We start from the raw sequence: 19,776 nt of genomic DNA on the forward strand, positions 1-19,776 counted from the left end.
ACGGAAACAAAGGGACCTCTGCGCGCGGCGAAAGGTCCCTCTGTCCCGGAGCATCTATATAAACGCGGGCTGAAAAGCTCTAGAAACTTTCCCGCCGGCGGTCATACGACGATCAGGGTCAATCCTGTCTCTATTTATCTATATAACCTATTCCATATCTCCCGAAAAGGTGACAGTACCTGCAGCCTATTCTTAATTTCGGTTAAAATAGGCAGAACCGTTTGGTTTCCGGTCCATCATGGCTGATTCGCCGTTGAATTGCCAGTGCCGTTACCGTTGCCGGTACTTGTGTCGCCTTCCGTTTGTTCCGGATGCACAATATGCGCCGCCGAAACTCCGTCCTTTTCTGTCTCATAGGTGAATGTTTTGCCGTCTTCGGACCATTCTCCTTTAACCCAGTTACCCTCCACAAGTTGCTTCACCAGAAGCTTACGCTCCCCGGAGTCATTCCGGTACACCATTACATGTTGGTCGCTCAATTCAGCCGTATACAATCCGTCCGGAGAAGACCATTGATTAGACTCTATAAAATTGGCAATCCCCATCAGGCCGGTATCCGCAAATTCCTCGACAGGCGTCTTCTCGGGAATTGCTTTTAAGCTGGCTTTTTCATCCCCTGTGGCCGGTGCTCCATCCTGCTGAGCTGCAGGTACGTTCTCCGTCGGCGTTGTGGTATTGCTCGGCCCGTCAGCTTTCGTCGAAGCCGGAGTCTTATCTCCCCCACCGCTCGCCGGGGGACTACCTTTACTGGAGTCAGCCGCATTCCCAGCCTCGTTCGGGGCGGTCGTTTGCTGCGTCTCCCGGTCGGAACTACCGTCTGCGTTATCAGGCGACGACCTTAAACCCTCACTGGCTTCGGGCGTATTCGGGTCTTCTTGCGGAGTGGAACCGGCAGCACCGCTATCCGCCTGGTCCGAGAAAAGCTTCGCGCTTTTTTCCGTTTCCGGCGCCGCATTATCGGACGAAGAAGAATCTTCAACCGCAGATGAGCTTGTGTCGTAAGCAACCTGCGGTGCTATTTCCGCATTAGGAACCGTGCGAGGCTCGTATTGATAAATGAACACGCCTAGAATCATGGCCGCAGCTAATCCGAAAGCGCCTGTAAGGTAGGCTCTGCTGCGCCGAGGCGCCCGTTCCGGGCGAGAGCTGCGGCTCATTTCGGACGTAGTCTTGGCGGCTACCATCGTACCTGGAACATCTTCAGCCGCACTGCCTTCCTGCCGAACCCGATCGATCTCATCCAATTGAGGAAGAATCGAATCTACCAGACTAAAGCGAGGCGTCACTTTCGGAAGCTCTTCGAGTTTTGCCGAAATTTCGTTCAGCAGGGCAAACTTTTCCGAGCAATCGGGACAATTTCGCATATGTTCAAACAGAACTGAACTTTCTTCCTCGTTCAGATCGTGGTCGATATACCGATGCATCCATTCCACCGCCTCCGGGCATTTCATCCTGATACACCACCTTTCTGATAATCTTGGAGTAAGTGTTGAAGCTGCTGCCTGGCCCTGAATAGATATGATTTCACCGTATTCAGCGGCAAATTCAGGCTGTCAGCAATTTCGCTGTAAGAAAAATCTTGCAAATACCTCAGAACGACGACCATGCGATGATGCTCAGGCAACTGGTCGATCGCTTCGCGGATGTCCTGTGCCAAATAACCGGACATAACCTCCCTTTCGACGCTCTCTTTTCCCTGGAAAACCAGTTCATGTTCTTCAATCGAAACCGTAGGTTTGTTTCTCCGGAATTTGTCGATACAGATGTTGGTGACAATCCGCTGCACCCATGTTTTAAATTGGGCCTTTTCTTCATAAGAATCGATTTTGGTATAAATCCGAATCAACGCTTCCTGGGCAGCATCCATCGCATCCTGCTCATTGTTCAAAATGTAATAAGCTGTCCTGTACACGTGAGTCTCAATTTCTCGCAATAGGGTGATTAGAGCGTCGCGATCGCCCGTTTGAGCAGCTCTGATGAGTCCTTGCTCCACCACAAAGGCTCCCCCTTCCTTGCAACCTTACAGACGTGATCGTCCATCGATATGTTGCAATGTTGTTACTATTATTTTGAGTAAAATATAGGAAAAAAGTCTGAAGTTCTAGTACCTCTGTCTTCAATCTCACCTAAGAATACCAAAAAAAAGAGGACGCGTCATCCGCGTCATCCATAGATTGGACATCATCCTATAGGCAAATGGAAGATTCGTCTTTCTCACAATGAAAAAAACCTCCGGTTTATCGGCTTAGTTTGGTTCTAATAAAGATCATTCCGTCAGTAACTCTCATTTGAATTTCGCCCATCTGATCCGTCCGGTATATGGCGCTTCCCGATTCCGTAAGACGCTCCAGCACCCCCGGGTTGGGATGCCCGTAGCTATTATACTGGCCTACGGAAATGACGGATACCTTCGGCCTCAGCCAGTCAAGCCACTCCGCGGACGTTGAGGTCTTGCTTCCGTGATGCGCCACTTTTAAAACATCGGCATGGGGAGCCGACCGTCCTTTGCTTCCCGAGACCTTATTGTCCAGAACGTTGAGTTCCGCCGAAACATCCATATCTCCTGTAAACATAAAGGAGGCCCCTTCCATTTGAAGCAGAAAAACAAGGGACCGATGATTCTGATTCTTCACATACGGGATACCGGTTAATACCGGTTCATTCAAAGGTGACAAGAACTCGATCGTTGTCATTGTATCCGGCCGAAGTTTCATGCCATCATATGCCGCATAAACCGGAATGTTTCTGTCGTCCGCCGCCTCCATCAGCTTCTTCATGGTAGCGGACTCTGCAAGACTCCCGTTAAAAATGAGCGCTTCCACCGGGAACTGTTCCACGACCGCTTGCAGGCCGCCGATATGGTCCTGATCGCCATGGGTCAGCACGATAGCATCCAGGCGGTGGATGCCCCGTTTTTTGAGCAGCGGAACGACTGTTTTGGCCCCTACTTCAAAAGGCTCCCTGCGATCACGCCAGGCATCTCCCGGTTTACGAAACGATACGGTTCCTCCTCCATCGACCAAGATATGGGCTCCGCCTGGCGTCGTGATCAGGGCGCAGTCGCCTTGACCGACGTCGATGAACTGAACGTGGCCGGTGCCATTTGCATATTCCGGTCGATACCCGAGAATAAGCAACACCGCCACCCCCGCCAGCAGAGCAGCGGATACCCCTATTTCCTTCCAGGGCCTTTTCGCATGAGAAGACGCAGGTAAGAACGCTCCTATCTTTCCGCCCTGATGCGGAGGCAGAGGAACCGTATCCTCGAAAGAGGCTAAGGAAGTTCCCCTGAAGGAGGGATGGGAGGCTGAGTCATTCGGAAGCTGAGGATAGGATCGCGCTCCCCGGCGCAACAGAACATATATAAGTATGTAAAAGGCCCCGATCCAAATGAGGGAAGGCGACTTCCAAAACGTCATAAATCCGCTGCGGTCATTCAGCCACTCCGTGCCAAGAAAGCTCAGGGAATTGATAAGGCGGACCGGGTAGGCGATAACTTGCCCCAACGGAATCCAGATTCCGCTGAGAAGCAGTGCGGCAGTCCCCAGCGGAAGCGCAACCAGGCTGACGAGAGGGACAATCACCATATTTGCCGCCAGCGACAGCAGGGAAAACTGATTAAAGTAGTAGATCGTCACGGGAAACGAAACGAGCTGGGCGGCCACCGTAATGGCTGTCGCTCCCCGCATCCGCTGAGGGAGCCAGCGAAAATAAGGCGATAACAACGGCACGAACAGGATCAAGCCCGCCGTAACGGCAAATGAGAGCTGAAAGCTGACATTAAGCAAGTAATAAGGCTCCCACAGCAGCATAAGCAGGGCGGCAGCCGACAGGACGTTAAGTCCGTCCTTCAGGAGCCCCTTCCGCAGGAGATAAAGACCTAGCATCGTCATAAGTCCCGAGCGGATGACCGAAGGCGAGAAGCCCGTCAGCAGTACATAGACGGGGACAAAACCAAGGACGACCAACAGTGAGGTCTCCCGCGTCACCCGGCACAAGCGGAGCAGGCCGAACAACAGGCCTACATTAATCGCAACATGGCTTCCCGAAATCGCCAAAATATGAGTCAGTCCCAGATTGGTGAACTGGGCATATTTCTCCGGCTCCAATTCATCCGCCAGCCCGATAATCAATCCCTTCATATATCCTGCCTGCCACCCCGGAAAAAGCGTCCCGACCCGGTTCCCCAGTCCCTCTCTCAAGCTGTCGACCTTACCCAGCAGGGTCGCGTAAGTAATGCCTGCTTGTGGTTCAATTGTGATGCCGGAAGCTCCCTTTGTTTTTAGAATCCAGTGAATCCGCAGGTTCCGTAAATAATTCCGATAGTCAAAGCCTCCGAAATTTCTTGCGGTTCCTGGGCGCTCCAGCGTTCCCGACATAGACAGCTTCGCCCCGCGTTTCCAAGCAGCTGCTACTGCAAGCACTTCTTGGGAAGACAAACGGACCTGTACGGCTACCTTTTCCGTGCTGTCATATTTAATCCGCCGTTCCTCTTTGGATCTCTCTGCGCCAGAAGTCTCATCTCCTAACGAAAATCCGCTCAGTTTGAGCGTAAAATCCGCACGGTCGCCATCTATACTTACCGTTGAAATGATAGTGCCTTCGACATTCACAACCAGCTCAGCAAGTTCAGCAGAATTAAGTGTCCCGCCAGAACCCGTTGTTTTCGTCGAATCCCAACCCGCTATTTCGCCCGGCTGATGAACTTTGTTTATTTGCTGCAGCTTAGGTTCGATACCACTCACATTCCTGCCATCATTGTAGGCCCAATAAGCGGCCCCCAGCGAAAATGCGATCCAAAGGATCAACAGCCGGCTCCAAGTGAGCTTCCTCAAAACGGCAAACAAAGGAGCGATTAATGTGATGCCGCCCCATAACAACCAGAAGGTTTTGCCGTTGTATAAACAGGCCAGCCCGCTCCCGGCGATCCAGCAGCATGCTATGACTACCAAGGGTCTGCGTTCCATTGGACAGCCCTCCACTCCTTAATTGGTGAAGCCTTAAAGAACTCTAGAATAAAGAACTCTTGAAATACAAAAAGAACCCCATCTGCCTTAGCAGATGAGGTTCTTCCTTCATCCTGAAAAGTTGTACCGCCAAACTGTCTTCAGTTCTCGATTTCCATGACCGTTTCCTGCGGCGGATCATAGGATTCCAGACGCCGGAATACAATGCCCTTCTGATCCATCATCGCCGTCACTTTCCCCGTATCCTTGGGATAGGGCCGATGGAACACGATCTCCGTAATCCCGCTGTTGGCCAGCATATTGGCGCAAGTCCAGCAAGGCTCGTCCGTGACGTACACGCTGGAGCCTTCCCGGTCGATGCGGTCGGTAAACAGCAGCAGGTTTTGCTCCGCATGGATGGTGCGGACGCAGCGCTGTTTTTTGATCATCGTTTCCTGCCCGTTTACAACGGCAAGCTCATACTCTTCCGCGATCATACAGCCGGCTTCGGAACAATCGGGCACTCCCGAAGGGGCGCCGTTATAAGCCGTCCCGAGCAATTTCTTGCCCTGAACCAGCACCGCGCCGACATGCCGGCGGCTGCACCTCGAACGGGTGGATACCATATAGGCGATATCCATGAAATACGTATCCCAATCTTTGCGTTGATCCGGTTTCATCCCTGCATGTCTCCTAACTTACAGCCCGATATGAGGCTTCATTTTTTCCAGCATTTTATCGCCGATCCCTTTCACCTTCGTCAGCTCATTCACCGACTTAAACGGGCCGTGCGCGTTCCGGTAGTCAACGATCGCTTGTGCCTTCTTCTCCCCGATCCCGGGAATTTCCTGCAGCTCTATCGTTCCGGCGGTGTTGATGCTAATCAGTCCGCTTTGGTGCTGCTGCTGAACCGCTGCCGCCGGGGCTCCGGCAGAGTCGCCGGTTATTCCCGGCACCGGGCTGTCCCCGGGTAGCGCGTTAGCTTCGGGTACATGGGATATTCCCTGTACCGTTTGATCTGTGCTATTCTGCGCCTTTTGTCCGCCTTCGCTTCCATTCCCGGATAGCTGCACCGTGTTTTCGTCCTCGCCGCCAGCCTGCTTTGCCGGTTCAACGTATCCTCCTGCCGCTGCTGAGCCGTCGTCCTTTAGGGACATCGCCGAGGCGACGCTTTCGTTTACCGGAATCCAGCCCTCAATTCCGGAAGGCTTGGCTCCGCCAAGCGCCAGCAGCATTAACCCCGCTCCGACCACTGCAGAGACGACCGATAAAATGATATGCTCTCTTTTCAACCTGAACGCCCCTATCTTAAAAGAATCTGATTCGGATAGGTCATGAAGATCCATTCAAGATGCATACATATATAAAAGGTTGTTCAAAAACAAGGTTACGCACGGAAGGGGGAACCGGGATGAAAGTTGCTTTCATCGGAACAGGATCGATGGGAAGCTTGCTGATTGAAGCTTTCCTGCGTTCCGGTGCGTTGCACCCGAATTACATTTGCGCCAGCAATCGCTCCCGACAAAAGGCGGACGCGCTGGCCAACAGGCATCCCGGACTTCGTGTTACAGGCAGCAATGCCGAAGCCGCGAACGGGAGCCAAATCGTATTTCTTTGTGTTAAACCGCTTGATTATCCGGCCGTCATTGAGGAGCTTTCCGGAGTTCTCGATGAGCGGCAAATCGTCGTGTCCATAACAAGCCCTGTGCAAATCGGCATGCTGGAGGAACGACTTTCGTCCAAAATCGCAAAAATCATTCCCAGCATCACCCACAAGGCTCTTTCCGGAGCCTCGTTATGCATTTACGGGAGCCGAATATTGCCGGAGGACCGCCTCCTGCTGGAGCAGCTTATGTCCTCCATCAGCATCCCGGTCTCCATCCGGGAGACGGAGACTCGCATCGCATCGGATATCGCCAGCTGCGGCCCGGCGTTTATCGCCTTTTTTCTGCAGCAGTGGGCGGAAGCCGCTTCGCGGCAGACCGGAATAGGTCGAGCCGAAGCGCTTCGGCTCGGGGCCGAAATGCTTCACGGCACCGGTAAGCTGCTGACCGAAGGAGGCTTCACGCCGGAACAGCTGCAGCGCCGCGTAGCCGTGCCCGGCGGAGTAACCGCCGAAGGCATTGCCGTGCTGCAAAGCGGCCTCGAGCACGTCTTTACCGGTCTGATTGAAACGACACACCGGAAATACGACGAGGACCTTGGCAAGCTGAATCATCTCTTCGGCTTGCAGCCGGTACCAGGAGCTGACGCCGTGGAACCTGATTAACCTACGACGATATTCACCAGTTTTCCAGGGACGGCGATCACTTTGCGGATCGTCTTCCCTTCTACCGCCTGCTTCACGTTCGGAAGGCTCAAGCTATGCTCTTGCATGGCTGCCTGATCCAGGTCCTTGGAAATCTTCGCCCGGTCGACGATTTTGCCGTTGACCTGGACGACGATTTCAACTTCCGCATCCACCGTCCATGCTTCGTCAAAAGCAGGCCAAGGCTCATACGACACGGTTTCCTGATGGCCAAGCCGCTCCCACAGCTCTTCCGCCAAGTGCGGTGCCAGCGGGGACAACATTTGAACGAAGTTCTCGGCAGCCGCTTTTGGAACGGCGTCGGCTTTGTAAGCTTCGTTAATGAAGATCATCAATTGGCTGATCGCGGTATTGAAGCGCAGTGCTTCAAAATCCTCGGTTACTTTCTTGATGGTCTTGTGCCATGTCCGCTTGAACTCTTCGCTTCCGTCTCCATCCACGATCTTACTGCTCAAACTGCCGTCTTCGGCCACGAACAAGCGCCAGATCCGGGACAAGAAACGATGCGTTCCTTCCACCCCGTTCGCATTCCAAGGCTTCGTAGCTTCCAGCGGTCCCATGAACATTTCGTACATCCGCAAGGTGTCCGCCCCGAATTCGTTGACGATTTCATCCGGATTGATGACATTGCCGCGGGATTTACTCATCTTCTCGTTATTCGTTCCGAGAATCATTCCCTGGTTGACCAGCTTGTGGAACGGTTCTTTCGTCGAAACTACGCCCAGGTCGTACAGCACCTTATGCCAGAAGCGGGCGTACAGCAAGTGAAGGACCGCATGCTCTGCACCGCCGATATAGAGATCAACCGGCAGCCATTCCTGCTGCTTCTCTTTGGAGCACAGCTCTTTATCGTTATGCGGATCGATATACCGCAAGTAGTACCAGCAGCTTCCCGCCCATTGCGGCATCGTGTTGGTTTCGCGGCGGGCCGGCAGCCCGGTTTCCGGATCGGTCGTGTTGACCCATTCGGTCACGTTCGCCAGCGGCGACTCGCCCGTACCGGACGGCTTGATCGCGTCCACATCCGGCAGAAGCAAAGGAAGCTGATCTTCAGGCACCGGCTTCATCGTACCGTCTTCCAGATGCAGAATAGGAATCGGCTCGCCCCAATAACGCTGGCGGCTAAACAGCCAGTCGCGCAGACGGTAGGTCACTTTGCCTTTCCCCTTGCCGCTCTCCTCCAACCAGGCGATCATTTTCTTGATCGCTTCCTCGTTGCGAAGTCCGTTAAGGAAGTCGGAATTGACGTGTGGTCCGTCTCCGGCATAAGCTTCCTTGGCAAGATCGCCGCCTTCAACCACTTCAATGATCGGAAGATCGAATTGCTTCGCGAACTCATAGTCACGCTCATCATGGCCCGGTACGGCCATAATTGCGCCTGTACCGTAACCGGCCAGCACATAATCCGCAATCCAGATCGGCAGTTTCGCGCCATTTACCGGGTTCACCGCATAGGCACCCGTGAATACGCCGGTCTTTTCTTTGGCCAGATCCGTACGTTCCAAATCACTCTTGCGTGCAGCCTGATCTTGATATGCCTTAATGGCATCGCTTTGAGCCGACGTAGTAATCTGAGCCACAAGCTCATGCTCAGGAGCGAGCACCGCATAGCTGGCACCGAACAGCGTATCCGGACGGGTCGTAAATACGGTCAGCGATTCTTCATGGCCTTCAATGGCGAATACAACCTCCGCCCCTTCGGACTTGCCAATCCAGTTGCGCTGCATATCCTTGATGCTTTCGGACCAGTCGAGCTCCTCGAGATCTTCCAGCAAGCGCTCTGCGTATTCCGTAATTTTCAGCACCCATTGGCGCATCGGCTTGCGAATTACCGGATGGCCGCCGCGTTCGCTCTTGCCGTCGATAACTTCTTCGTTCGCCAGCACCGTACCGAGCGCAGGGCACCAGTTCACCGGTACTTCCGCAACATAAGCGAGGCCTTTTTTATAGAGCTGGATAAAGATCCATTGGGTCCATTTATAGTAATCCGGATCCGTCGTGCTGATCTCCCGGTCCCAGTCATACGAGAAGCCGAGCGATTTGATTTGGCGCCGGAAATTGTTAATGTTCTTGACCGTAATGTCGCGCGGGTGCTCGCCTGTATCCAGAGCATGCTGCTCCGCCGGCAAACCGAAAGCGTCCCAGCCCATCGGATGGAGTACATTGAAGCCGCGCATCCGTTTAAAGCGGGATACGATATCCGTTGCCGTATAACCTTCAGGATGACCTACATGAAGGCCTGCACCCGAAGGGTAAGGAAACATATCGAGCGCGTAAAACTTCGGTTTGCCCGCATCCTCCCGGGTTTTGAAGGTTTGATTTTTGTCCCAGAATGCCTGCCATTTCGGCTCAATGCTCTGGGCTTGGTAAACGTCATGATGCACGTTTTTGTCAGCCATGGTTTGAGTCCTCCCTAGAAATCTTGTTCATTCATTTCACCTGAATATAAAAAAACCTCCCGATCCATAGCGTATCATCGCTAGGGACGAGAGGAAGTTTCCCGTGGTACCACCCTAGTTAGCGTCGAACATGCTTTGTCCTCCGCTCCCTTTACACCCTTAACGCGGGTACAACGACGATGTTTTGCATCGTAACTCCGAGGCGAGTTCATTTGATCTCTCCAACCGGCTTGCACCAAAGCACCGGCTCTCTGGATGGTGAAATTCAAACTAATAATCCTCTTCAAAGTTTACAAATATCCAATTGAATCACCAATCATTATATAAAAATGAACCGGCTGAGTCAATGGGGAGTCAAGAAATGCCGCAGCGAATCAATTAACGCTTCACTTTTAGCGCGTCCTTGATTTGCGGAATCGATAAACCGTCCGCCTTCATCTGCTTGATCCGGAGAATAAGCTCTACCGTACTCTCTCTGGGATATCTTCGCGTCAGGTTTTCCTCCGCCTGCTCAAACGGCAGCATGCCTTCTTCCGTGTAAAATTTCAGCGTACTGTACCTTGCTCCGGTCAGCCGCGTCAGTTCGCCGATCGATACGTATTCGGAAGCCAGAATCGCTTCCATTGAACGTTGTCTGGACATGAGCGTGCTCCTTTATGCCAGGTGTTTCGGAAGCAGGCGTACCCCATGGATGGGCACTCTTCCGTAAACTGCGTGCGGAATCGCTTCGTAGACCAGATTATCAATTTTGAGGTTCGGAACCTGGCCTTTGCTCAATACTTTGACCCGGTGTCCTTTGGACTCAAGCCGTGTCAGCACATCCCTCAGCCTTGCTTCAGGACCGGGGAGCATCGCCTCTGTATCAATGAATATCGCCTGCGAGCGCTCGAGAATCGGGAACAGGAAGTTTACTCCGCTGCCTGCCTGTGTCGATACGGCCCGCTTCTTGAATTGCAGGAGCTGCTTAACGGCGATTTCGAAGCCGCGGCGGATCCGGAGAGGATACAAAGTCTTGGCCAGAGGCCGGCTTTGCATCAGGCTGACCATTCTACGAGTGACCTGATCCAGTTCATTTCGCGAAAACAAATCATGCATACAGCCGCTCTCCCGCAGCAACCATAGCATACAGACCGACTGATCCGTCATGGTTCCATCCTCCAGGACATCCGCACGTAAAAACTCCGTGATCCTTGCGTATTCCTCGACATGGCTGCGGTATTCCTTGATAGAAACACCGGCTGAATGAAAATATAAATCACAGCCGAGCAGATGCGGGATCTGCTCCAGCAGTCCCCGTTCCTCGAGCGAAGCAGCCATGCTTCGTTCAAATCGGACCAGCTTGCCGGCGGACAAGCGGGACACTCTATGCAGCCACCAAGGCAGCTCCTGGTCCAAATCTCGCTTACCGCCTGCGAGTGGCACCAATACCGTTCTCCGATAGGTTCCTTCCGGCGATCCGCCTGTTGTATCCTGCTTCAAACGCATTTGAGCCACTTGATTTTGCAGCCCGCCTTCCAGATTAAGCTCCAAGATTACCGCCGCCGCCATACAACGGAGCGCCACTTTTTTCGCCATCGTCAACTCAAGACTTCGCTGAGCATTCAATGCAACCATCGCAAAGCTCTCAGCCAATTTCAAATCCGCCATCCGCCATCTCCCCGATCCTTAAGAATAGACGTTTCATACCTGGTTAAGCTTATTTGCCCGTTACCTACACCATATATCATCATGCTTTTTGTAACTTTTACTTACTACTTATCACTTATTACTTACTATATACGTGATTTCCTCCAAAATGTCAATGGATGCGAGCAGTCGCCATACAACTAGCTGTATTTCCAATGTCATTTAAAAAGGCTGCCCCGAAGCCAGGGCAACCTTTGCATTACATCCTTGCGATTATTGAAAATCTTTAACATTCATAACAAGCTTTCAATGCTGCTTCGCCCTAAATTAAACCGGCTTGCTGGAGCAAACGTTGGATCATGACAGCCGTCTCAGCTCGGGTAATCTGCTGTTTCGGAAGGGCCATGCCGTTAAAGCCGGTTAATATGTGGAATTTCGCATTGAGGGCTGCAGCAGTCTTGGACCATTCATGAAATTGGCTGCCATCTTTAAAAGCCCCCAATATCCCGGCACTCTCGGTCTCCGTAATGTTTGTATCCATACGAGCCAGATTCATTGCACGGAATAAGAGCACCGTAGCCTCTTCTCTAGTAATTTTTTGATTAGGGAGAAACTCGCCATTTTCAAATCCTTCAACTAAATCATAACTCGAACCGACAGATACAGACTCATAAAACCAGTTGCTTTTATTTACATCACGGAAGGAAACAGATTTGTCGATAAGATGCAATCCTAAAGCTCGGACAAGAATAGCTGTAAATTCTGCACGTGTGATACCTTGATCAGGCATAAACTGCTTATCATTAACGCCCTCAAAAATCATCCGCGCAGACATGTCCTCAATGCTTGCTTTTGCCCAGTGATGGGTAATGTCGGCAAAAGTTTTTTCGTTATAAATTACGGAATAAACACTGTTCGTCAAGCTGTTGATGATAGCGACCGACTTTCCGGCTCTCGTCTCCACTTTTGTCGGAATGTGTGCTACTTTACCGTCTTTCGTAAGTACAACGCCTGTCGTGATTTTCTTCGGATCAACGCTATCCGGGATCGTAATCAATCTTTCTACAAAACTATTAAACTGATCGACTTCAATCTCTTTACCATTATAAGCAGCCGTAATAGAAAAATGCACAGCCGGGGCTATTCGTGTCGCTTCACCCAATCCGCTCGCAAGAAGCTGAACGTCAGCATCAGAAGCCAGCGTAACTGTAACACGAAGTTCGATGTCTTCAAGGGCAACAGCCGTACCCAAGGCTTCTGAAATCTTGTCGATATTAATCTCTTTGGCCGGAATCGTGTAGGTCGCTTGATTGAGTTGAATTTGCAGTGTAACCGCTTTGATCTCCATCGCTTTTATTATGCGGCCGTTTAATTCGGTGACTCCATTATCCGTGTTATGAATCGGAATCACGACTGTCGCCCCCAACGGCTCCTTTTGAAGTTTGTCTTCAAACTTCTTCTCATTAATCGAAACTACGGTTACGTTTTTACCACTTCTCATCTCCACATGCGCTTCGGCAATTTGTTCCTGAACTTGACCGTTTACGATCACCACTATTTTACTGTTTGATTGATCCTTAACGCTGCCAGAATTACTGGTATTTCCTATGCTCCCATTACCGCCAATGTTTCCGTTACTGCCTGTGCCGCCGCCCGGGTTGGTGGTTGCTATTGTAATTGTAAAACCAACAGAGGTTTGGTTCCCCGCTTCATCGGTTACTACAAGCGTGTATTTACCTCCGTTCGAAATCGTAGAACCCGAAGTGAAAGGATTATCGTTCAACGTCGCAATTCCTTCATTAAACGTCACAGTAACAGCTGTTTTATATTCGCCTTGGTCCGATATACCGGAAATCACAGGCTTTGTTTTATCGATTGTAAAGGATACCTTCGTCTCATTCCCTGCTGCATCTGTTACAACAAGCGTGTAGCTGCCTTCCTCGCTGACAGTCGTCCCTGAGCTATAAGGCTCATCGTTTAAGGTAGCCGTACCCTCGATATACGTTATGGTTTGATCCGTATTATAACTTTTTCCATTTGTAATCCCGGTCACGACCGGGGCCGTCTGATCGATGGCGAAGTGAATCGTTGTTACGTTGCCCGCCTTATCGGTAACAATGAGTGTATAATCTCCATCATGACTCACGGTATCCCCTGATACGAACGAGGCATCGTTCAACGTCGCTTTTCCCTCGTCAAACGTCACCGTTTTATCCGTGTTATACAGCTTCCCGTCTTCTACGCCCGAAACCACTGGCTTCGTTTTGTCGATGGTAAAGCTAACCGTCGTCGCATTGCCGGCGGCATCACTCACGACAAGCGTGTAGCTACCTTCTGCACTTATCATAGTGCCCGAAGTATACGGCTGGTCGTTTAACAGAGCATTCCCCTCTGTAAACGTAATGGTTTGATCCGTATTGTAATTGCTTCCGTCTGTTACCCCTGTTACGGTTGGAGGTGTTTTATCGAGTGAAAATGTTACCGTTGTTGTATTTCCCGCCGCATCCGTTACGATGAGCGTATAATCGCCATCCTGGCTGATCGTATCGCCTGACATGAACGAACCACCATTTAATGTCGCAGTCCCTTCGTCAAACGTCACCGTTTTATCCGTGTTATACAGCTTCCCGTCTTCCACGCCCGAAACCACCGGCTGCGTTTTGTCGATGGTAAAGCTAACCGTCGTCGCATTGCCGGCGGCATCACTCACGACAAGCGTGTAGCTACCTTCTGCACTTATTGTAGTGCCCGAAGTATACGGCTGGTCGTTTAACAGAGCATTCCCCTCTGTAAACGTAATGGTTTGATCCGTATTGTAATTGCTTCCGTCTGTTACCCCCGTTACGGTTGGAGGTGTTTTATCGAGTGAAAATGTTACCGTTGTTGTATTTCCCGCCGCATCCGTTACGATGAGCGTATAATCGCCATCCTGGCTGATCGTATCCCCTGACATGAACGAACCACCGTTTAACGTCGCAGTTCCTTCGTCAAACGTCACCGTTTTATCCGTGTTATACAGCTTCCCGTCTTCCACGCCCGAAACCACCGGCTTCGTTTTGTCGATGGTAAAGCTAACAGTCGTCGCATTGCCGGCGGCATCACTCACGACAAGCGTGTAGCTGCCTTCTGCACTTATCGTAGTGCCCGAAGTATACGGCTGGTCGTTTAACAGAGCATTCCCCTCTGTAAACGTGATTGTTTGATCCGTATTGTAATTGCTTCCGTCTGTTACCCCCGTTACGGTAGGAGGTGTTTTATCAAGTGAAAATGTTACCGTTGTTGTATTTCCCGCCGCATCCGTTACGATGAGCGTATAATCGCCATCCTGGCTGATCGTATTGCCTGACGTGAACGAACCACCATTTAATGTCGCAGTCCCTTCGTCAAACGTCACCGTTTTATCCGTGTTATACAGCTTCCCGTCTTCCACGCCCGAAACCACTGGCTTCGTTTTGTCGATCGTGAAATTGATAGTTGTAGTATTGCCGGCGGCATCACTTACGACAAGCGTGTAGCTGCCTTCTGCATTAATCGTTGTACCCGAAGTATACGGCTGGTCGTTTAAGAGAGCATTCCCCTCCGTAAACGTAATCGTTCGGTCCGTATTATAACTCACCCCGTTCACGACACCGGAAACGGCTGGAGGTGTTTTATCAACAGTAAAAGATACCGTCGTTGTATTGCCTGCTGAATCCGTGACCACAAGCGTATAATTACCGTCCGTGCTTACTTTACCGCCCAAAACAAACGGTATACCATTTAATGTAGCTGTCCCTTCATTGGAAGTTATTGTGATGTCGGTATTATACAATCCGCCTTGGGTAACCCCCGTTATTATAGGAGGAATGGTATCCAGCGTTATGGTGTCTTGATAGATCACGGATTCTGCATTCGAGCTGTCGCGAAGCTGATAATAGACTGTTTTAAGTCCGTCTCCGGTGGTCAGCGTCCAAGATCTCGTTGCTGCAGCCGCCTCCCATTCCGACCAATCGACCCCATCGTTAGATAATCTCATTTCAACAGAATCCCCGTTGGGATCGTTGTTCGTCAAATTCAAATTCACACTGGTTGTATTGGTATAAAGCGTTCCTCCAGCGATTTCAATCGAGCCCGTCGGAGGTTGATTCTCCTCATAGGTAACAACCAACTGCGGGCGCTTGTAGACATTGTCTATTTCTTTAGAGTAAATCATCATTTTCACAGTATCAGTTAAGGACTCATTCCCTGTCAGCACAAAAGTAACATTCCGATCGTTTGCGTCTGTCTGTGCATTAACAATAGAAGTGACGTCTATGGACAGTTTCTGATCTTGCCCGGGATTTGGAATTTCGTTGTAACTTACATGTACAGAGGGTCCATCCAGTTGAAAGGTGGGAAATACATTATCGTTATCCATCATCGTGTTATTGGGAGAACCCCAAACATCGATGTAAAATTCATTCCCGTTAAGAGGATCAACGTCCGCTACTAAAGTAAGCTGAAGCTCGTATTTAGTAACTGTTCCCGGGATCGACCCGAGGTTAAAACGAAGAGCTGCTCTAGCAGGTTCTACTGAATCAAAAGGATCTGTTGTACCTACATATAGTTGTTGGGCAGTGTCATCCGTCCCGACATAACTATTCCCTATGGCAAGAAGATCCGCTTCCACTTCCAAATTTCTCGTAGCGGCATGTGCCGTTGTACTTAGCAGCGCCGGCGATACGACTCCGGCAAGCAGTAATACTGCCAGGACAACGGATAATGTCTTTCTGTACATAAAAGATATCCCCCCATATTTAAATAAAATAGTGTCAAAAGTAAAATGACCTGAAATCTCTATAAGAAGTCAGGTCAGTGAGTTGAAAATAGAATATAAATCAGATTACGATCTGGGAGGGAAAATTCCCTCCAGTGCAATAATAAAATTAAGTCCGAGATACGGCTGTCTATTATTGTGCGGCTGGGTGCCGCCTTGTGGTTGAATTGCTCTTGGACTCATGGGCGTATCCGGAGCAGTCCCGTAGATTTTTTGCCCGCTTAATCCGGCAGAGTTAGTCCAGATCGCCCCTGTGGGGGCAGCGACTCCATTAGATACGGATTGGCTGTTCGGAACATGCGAATGTGAAGGAATTTGAGTCTCCAGCAGAGTGACGGCAGCTGAACCTGCCGGTTCACCAACCCTGTAATCGCGCAATCCGGGGCCTCGTCCCTGGTGAATCGGAGCCCGGCCCTGGAAATTCGGAAGGGCAAAGGTGGTTTTTCCGTCCCCTCCATATTGCGTCCCCAACAGGGAGTACAAAGCCGTATATCGGGAAAGCGGGAGCAATTGACCGTTACAAAAAGCCCAGCCTTTAGGCTCAAAATTTCCGGCAAACAAACGAATTTCTCCAAGAAACTGGTCCATGCTGCTCCTCCTAATTCCTTGACGGGTAAATCCCGGTAATGGCAATACAAAATGACAACACATTATAAGGCTGCATATTGTTATGAGGCTGGCTTTGTCCCGTCGTGGATAGAGCGTTAGAGCTCATTAGTGTAGTTGCCTCAGCCGCATACGTAGACGAGGGGGCAGTCCCCCAAACATTATTTGCCGCTTTATTTGAGGACGAAGTACCAGCTCCGAATACGAAATGCGTATGTTGAGGCATTTCTTGGACCGTTAATGTATGATGCTCTTCGCCTGCAGATTGTCCAAGCTGTACACCATTGCCCGGGTGAACGGGCACTCTCCCTCTAAGATCCGGCAGTGCAAACGTAGTAACCCCGTCACCGCCGTAAATGGTACCCAGTAAGGAATATAAAGCCTGGTTCTGATGAATCGGGAGAGTCTGTCCATTGCATGCGGCCCAGCCTTTAGGGACAATCCCGAAAGAAAACGGGCGAATTTCACCTAGGAAAGGTTCAGACATAATAATCCTCCTCATAATTTTTAATCCTGCATCGGATAAACACCAAACAATGAGATAATAAAGGTGGTCGTTAAAATCGGCATCACATTGTCATGCGCCTGATTGCCGCCGGAAGGAGTAATCCCGGCTGGATTCATGGTTCCGTTCGGTTCGCCGACCACATAGGGCCTTGCGTTGCTTGATCCCCAAACGTTATTTTGCGGGCTAACCGACTCACTGGCTCCAGCATTTGCGGAAACCATATGCGTATGAGCAGGAAGTTGTCCGGTAGTTAAAGTTGCCGTTTCAGAGCCTCCAAGCTGTCCTAGCGCATACAAGGTTCTTGTAACAGGATTTTGACCGGTATGCAGAGGAATTCGCCCTCTTAAATCAGGGAGAGCGAAAGTATTCCGTCCGTCACCTCCGTAGGTTGTGCCCAAAAGCATAAACAAGAGGTCATATTCGCTAATGGATAACAGACTTCCGTCACAAAAGGCCCAACCGGCAGGCGCAAAGTTCCCCGCAAACATGCGGATTTCTCCAATATAGGGCTCACTCATTTCCAAATCCCCTCTCCCTCATTGTCCGGATGGATACGGATACCAACTCATTTTCAAGTACAGGTCATCCGAACTACCGGTTAGCTTAAAGCCCAGCCTTTCATAAAGCCGCCGGGCACGGTTATTTGACGTAACTTGAAGCTCAATTGTTTGTGATTTCGCTATAGCCGCCTGCTGCAGCTGCCTGATCAGCGATTCTCCAATTCCACGGCTTCGAAAGCCTGGAAGCATTGAAATATCAACCAAGCTGATTACACCCGTAGTCCGATTAAGGATAATACGCCCAGCCGGCTTTCCTTCGTAAGAGATAATGAATTGCTCCGCATCGGGATATTGCAGCAAGTACGAACCCTTTTGCAACCTCCACTGCATATCCAGAAACTGCTCAATCTGCGTCTCTTCCCAGCCCCATAGCAAAATCTCGTCTCTTCTCGTCGAAGCATACAAGTGGTATAAGAACAATTCGTCTTCGATCCCTGCCAGTCTTGTTTCTATCATACTAAGCCTTTCGTATGGATTTGGATTAGTCGTTTGTTGCCTTGAATTGATAAATTTCCTGTCTACGACAAAAATCACTATTTTACGTTAGTAATTCTACATTTATTTGGATATTCCTTCCTTAATTCATAAAAATAATAAGTTTTGTCAATGGTGCTAACAACCCATGCCTCTGGAACGCAAATAGGGCCAGACATATAACGCCTGGCCCTACTTTTTTCTCAACTTTAATAATGGATATATCCGAGGTATTAGCTGCAGCACATTACAGCTTTATTGATATCCGACTTCTTTATATGAACATTACCAAGCTCATCTGTTCTGAACTCAATCTTATTGTCACCAAGTCTTTGCTCAAGAGACAATCGCGTTTCATCGGTAAGAGCATTACTTTCCGCGAAAATGACATAAGGGTCTGATTTATTGCAGCTTGTTATAAATATACATGCTATTGCTAATATCGAAAAGAAAACCACTCTAATGCGATAAGAAAGTAATTTCATTATTTCCCCCTGGCCGAGTAATTAAGGTCTAAAATACTGTTTAACCGTCCCTTTTCCTTCATTAACCTCAACCTCGGCATATGCACCGTTTATTAACGTAACCTGCGGGGGAACATGGCCGCAATCGATATCATAAATCACCGGAATTCCTAATTCCAGGGCCAACTCCTCATATATATCTTCTAAAGTATAATTTTCAACAGGCCGATTTACGCCACTTCTGCCGAACATAATCCCGGAACAATGATCGAACCACCCGGCGAGTTTCATCTGAACCAGTGATCTGCGTATGTCCGTGGTTACCAGTTCACAGTTTTCCAAATACCAAATGACCGGTTCATTATGGATTTGAGCACTTTGAAAATGCCGCACGTCCCCAAAAGGGGTACCGATCAAATGCCGGATCGTATCGATACAGCCTCCCAGCAGGCGGCCTTGTAATTTTGCACCCGATCCCGATGCAACCTTCCAGCAAGTTTGCTCCGTTAAATGGAAAACAAACGGGGACTCGGCTTCGTGGTTCCATTCTTTTTGATATAGCGGCGATGAATGCTGTTCGATAGATTCCCCTGACTTAGTTGATAATACGGATTGCCACATAGCAGTCGTCTCATCGCTGTACTCTCCCCTTAAGTCGATCAGATTCGTTCCATGCGCCGTAGCGAGACCCGTTTTCAGAGTGACGGCCAACAGCAGCACACTGAGATCCGAATAGCCCAAAATCCACTTGCTTTTCAAGTGTTCAAAATCGACGTATTCCAAAATTTCGATTAACAATTCTCCGCCCCAGGGAGGAATAATCAGGTCGATGTTTTCATCTTGCATCATTTCGTTGAATTCCTTGGCACGAGTTTCAGCTGGCGCTGATTTGGCCTTATGCTGGGTCCACACCGTTTCGCCGCAAACCACGCTGTAGCCTCTTAACTTAAGCCGATCACAGGCACGGTTGACTAAATCATGCAGGTTCTCTTCCACTCCGGATGAAGGTGCGGTTACACCGATGGTTGCTCCTTCTTTTAAAATAGGATATCGAATCATTTCAATCACCATCCTGCTCTATTTAATGAAA

15 protein-coding genes and 1 other annotated feature are annotated in these 19,776 nt (G+C 50.1%); of the genes, 1 reads left to right on the top strand and 14 read right to left on the bottom strand.

From position 1 onward, the window contains the following. Positions 1–236 precede the first annotated feature (236 nt). The 5 genes from NYE70_RS09320 to NYE70_RS09340 form a co-directional block, all read right to left on the bottom strand. A complete protein-coding gene (locus NYE70_RS09320) occupies positions 237–1,451 on the bottom strand; it encodes a zf-HC2 domain-containing protein (RefSeq protein ID WP_341045754.1) in 1,215 nt (404 codons plus the stop codon). Then, on the bottom strand, positions 1,448–1,996 hold the full coding sequence (locus NYE70_RS09325) for an RNA polymerase sigma factor (protein ID WP_211019892.1): 549 nt from the start codon (positions 1,994–1,996) through the stop codon (positions 1,448–1,450). The genes NYE70_RS09320 and NYE70_RS09325 overlap by 4 nt, the downstream gene beginning before the upstream one ends. Positions 1,997–2,237: 241 nt before the next feature. Beyond that, on the bottom strand, positions 2,238–4,967 hold the full coding sequence (locus NYE70_RS09330) for a ComEC/Rec2 family competence protein (RefSeq protein WP_341045755.1): 2,730 nt from the start codon (positions 4,965–4,967) through the stop codon (positions 2,238–2,240). Positions 4,968–5,107: 140 nt separating this feature from the next. Continuing rightward, positions 5,108–5,626 carry a deoxycytidylate deaminase gene (locus NYE70_RS09335; RefSeq protein ID WP_211019894.1) on the bottom strand — a complete coding sequence of 173 codons (519 nt, stop codon included), beginning with the start codon at positions 5,624–5,626 and terminating at the stop codon, positions 5,108–5,110. Between the two features lie 18 nt (positions 5,627–5,644). Then, positions 5,645–6,238 (bottom strand): ComEA family DNA-binding protein, encoded by a 594-nt coding sequence (locus NYE70_RS09340; RefSeq protein WP_341045756.1) that lies wholly within the window; start codon positions 6,236–6,238, stop codon positions 5,645–5,647. Positions 6,239–6,357: 119 nt separating this feature from the next. Here NYE70_RS09340 and comER point away from each other — a divergent pair, with 119 nt between their 5' ends. Next, positions 6,358–7,215: a late competence protein ComER gene (comER, locus tag NYE70_RS09345; RefSeq protein WP_341045757.1), complete on the top strand. Its 858-nt coding sequence runs from the start codon at positions 6,358–6,360 to the stop codon at positions 7,213–7,215. On the opposite strand, the gene leuS is transcribed toward comER, so the two are convergent. From leuS to NYE70_RS09390, 9 genes are all read right to left on the bottom strand, one after another. After that, the gene (gene leuS / locus NYE70_RS09350) at positions 7,212–9,653 is read right to left on the bottom strand and encodes a leucine--tRNA ligase (protein WP_341045758.1); all 2,442 of its coding nucleotides are present in this window, start codon (positions 9,651–9,653) and stop codon (positions 7,212–7,214) included. The genes comER and leuS overlap by 4 nt on opposite strands. A gap of 79 nt (positions 9,654–9,732) precedes the next feature. Then, positions 9,733–9,949: a binding site (T-box leader), on the bottom strand. 82 nt (positions 9,950–10,031) lie between these two features. Further along, positions 10,032–10,295 carry a helix-turn-helix domain-containing protein gene (locus NYE70_RS09355; protein WP_211019898.1) on the bottom strand — a complete coding sequence of 88 codons (264 nt, stop codon included), beginning with the start codon at positions 10,293–10,295 and terminating at the stop codon, positions 10,032–10,034. Between the two features lie 12 nt (positions 10,296–10,307). Then, complete coding sequence (locus NYE70_RS09360) at positions 10,308–11,300, bottom strand: hypothetical protein (protein ID WP_341045759.1); 993 nt, start codon at positions 11,298–11,300, stop codon at positions 10,308–10,310. A 301-nt stretch (positions 11,301–11,601) separates the two neighbouring features. Beyond that, complete coding sequence (locus tag NYE70_RS09365) at positions 11,602–16,035, bottom strand: S-layer homology domain-containing protein (protein WP_341045760.1); 4,434 nt, start codon at positions 16,033–16,035, stop codon at positions 11,602–11,604. Positions 16,036–16,140: 105 nt separating this feature from the next. Further along, positions 16,141–16,662, bottom strand: a complete 522-nt coding sequence (locus NYE70_RS09370) for a phage tail protein (RefSeq protein ID WP_290407940.1) — start codon at positions 16,660–16,662, stop codon at positions 16,141–16,143. 10 nt (positions 16,663–16,672) lie between these two features. Then, positions 16,673–17,167 carry a phage tail protein gene (locus NYE70_RS09375; RefSeq protein ID WP_290407939.1) on the bottom strand — a complete coding sequence of 165 codons (495 nt, stop codon included), beginning with the start codon at positions 17,165–17,167 and terminating at the stop codon, positions 16,673–16,675. A 20-nt stretch (positions 17,168–17,187) separates the two neighbouring features. Beyond that, a complete protein-coding gene (locus NYE70_RS09380; protein WP_290407938.1) occupies positions 17,188–17,706 on the bottom strand; it encodes a phage tail protein in 519 nt (172 codons plus the stop codon). A gap of 18 nt (positions 17,707–17,724) precedes the next feature. Further along, complete coding sequence (locus NYE70_RS09385) at positions 17,725–18,204, bottom strand: GNAT family N-acetyltransferase (protein ID WP_290407937.1); 480 nt, start codon at positions 18,202–18,204, stop codon at positions 17,725–17,727. Between the two features lie 524 nt (positions 18,205–18,728). Then, positions 18,729–19,745 carry a S66 family peptidase gene (locus NYE70_RS09390; protein WP_341045762.1) on the bottom strand — a complete coding sequence of 339 codons (1,017 nt, stop codon included), beginning with the start codon at positions 19,743–19,745 and terminating at the stop codon, positions 18,729–18,731. Positions 19,746–19,776 lie beyond the last annotated feature (31 nt).

Origin of the sequence: Paenibacillus sp. FSL R5-0407, assembly GCF_038009185.1 — a bacterium.
Taxonomy (GTDB): Bacteria; Bacillota; Bacilli; order Paenibacillales; family Paenibacillaceae; genus Fontibacillus; species Fontibacillus vini.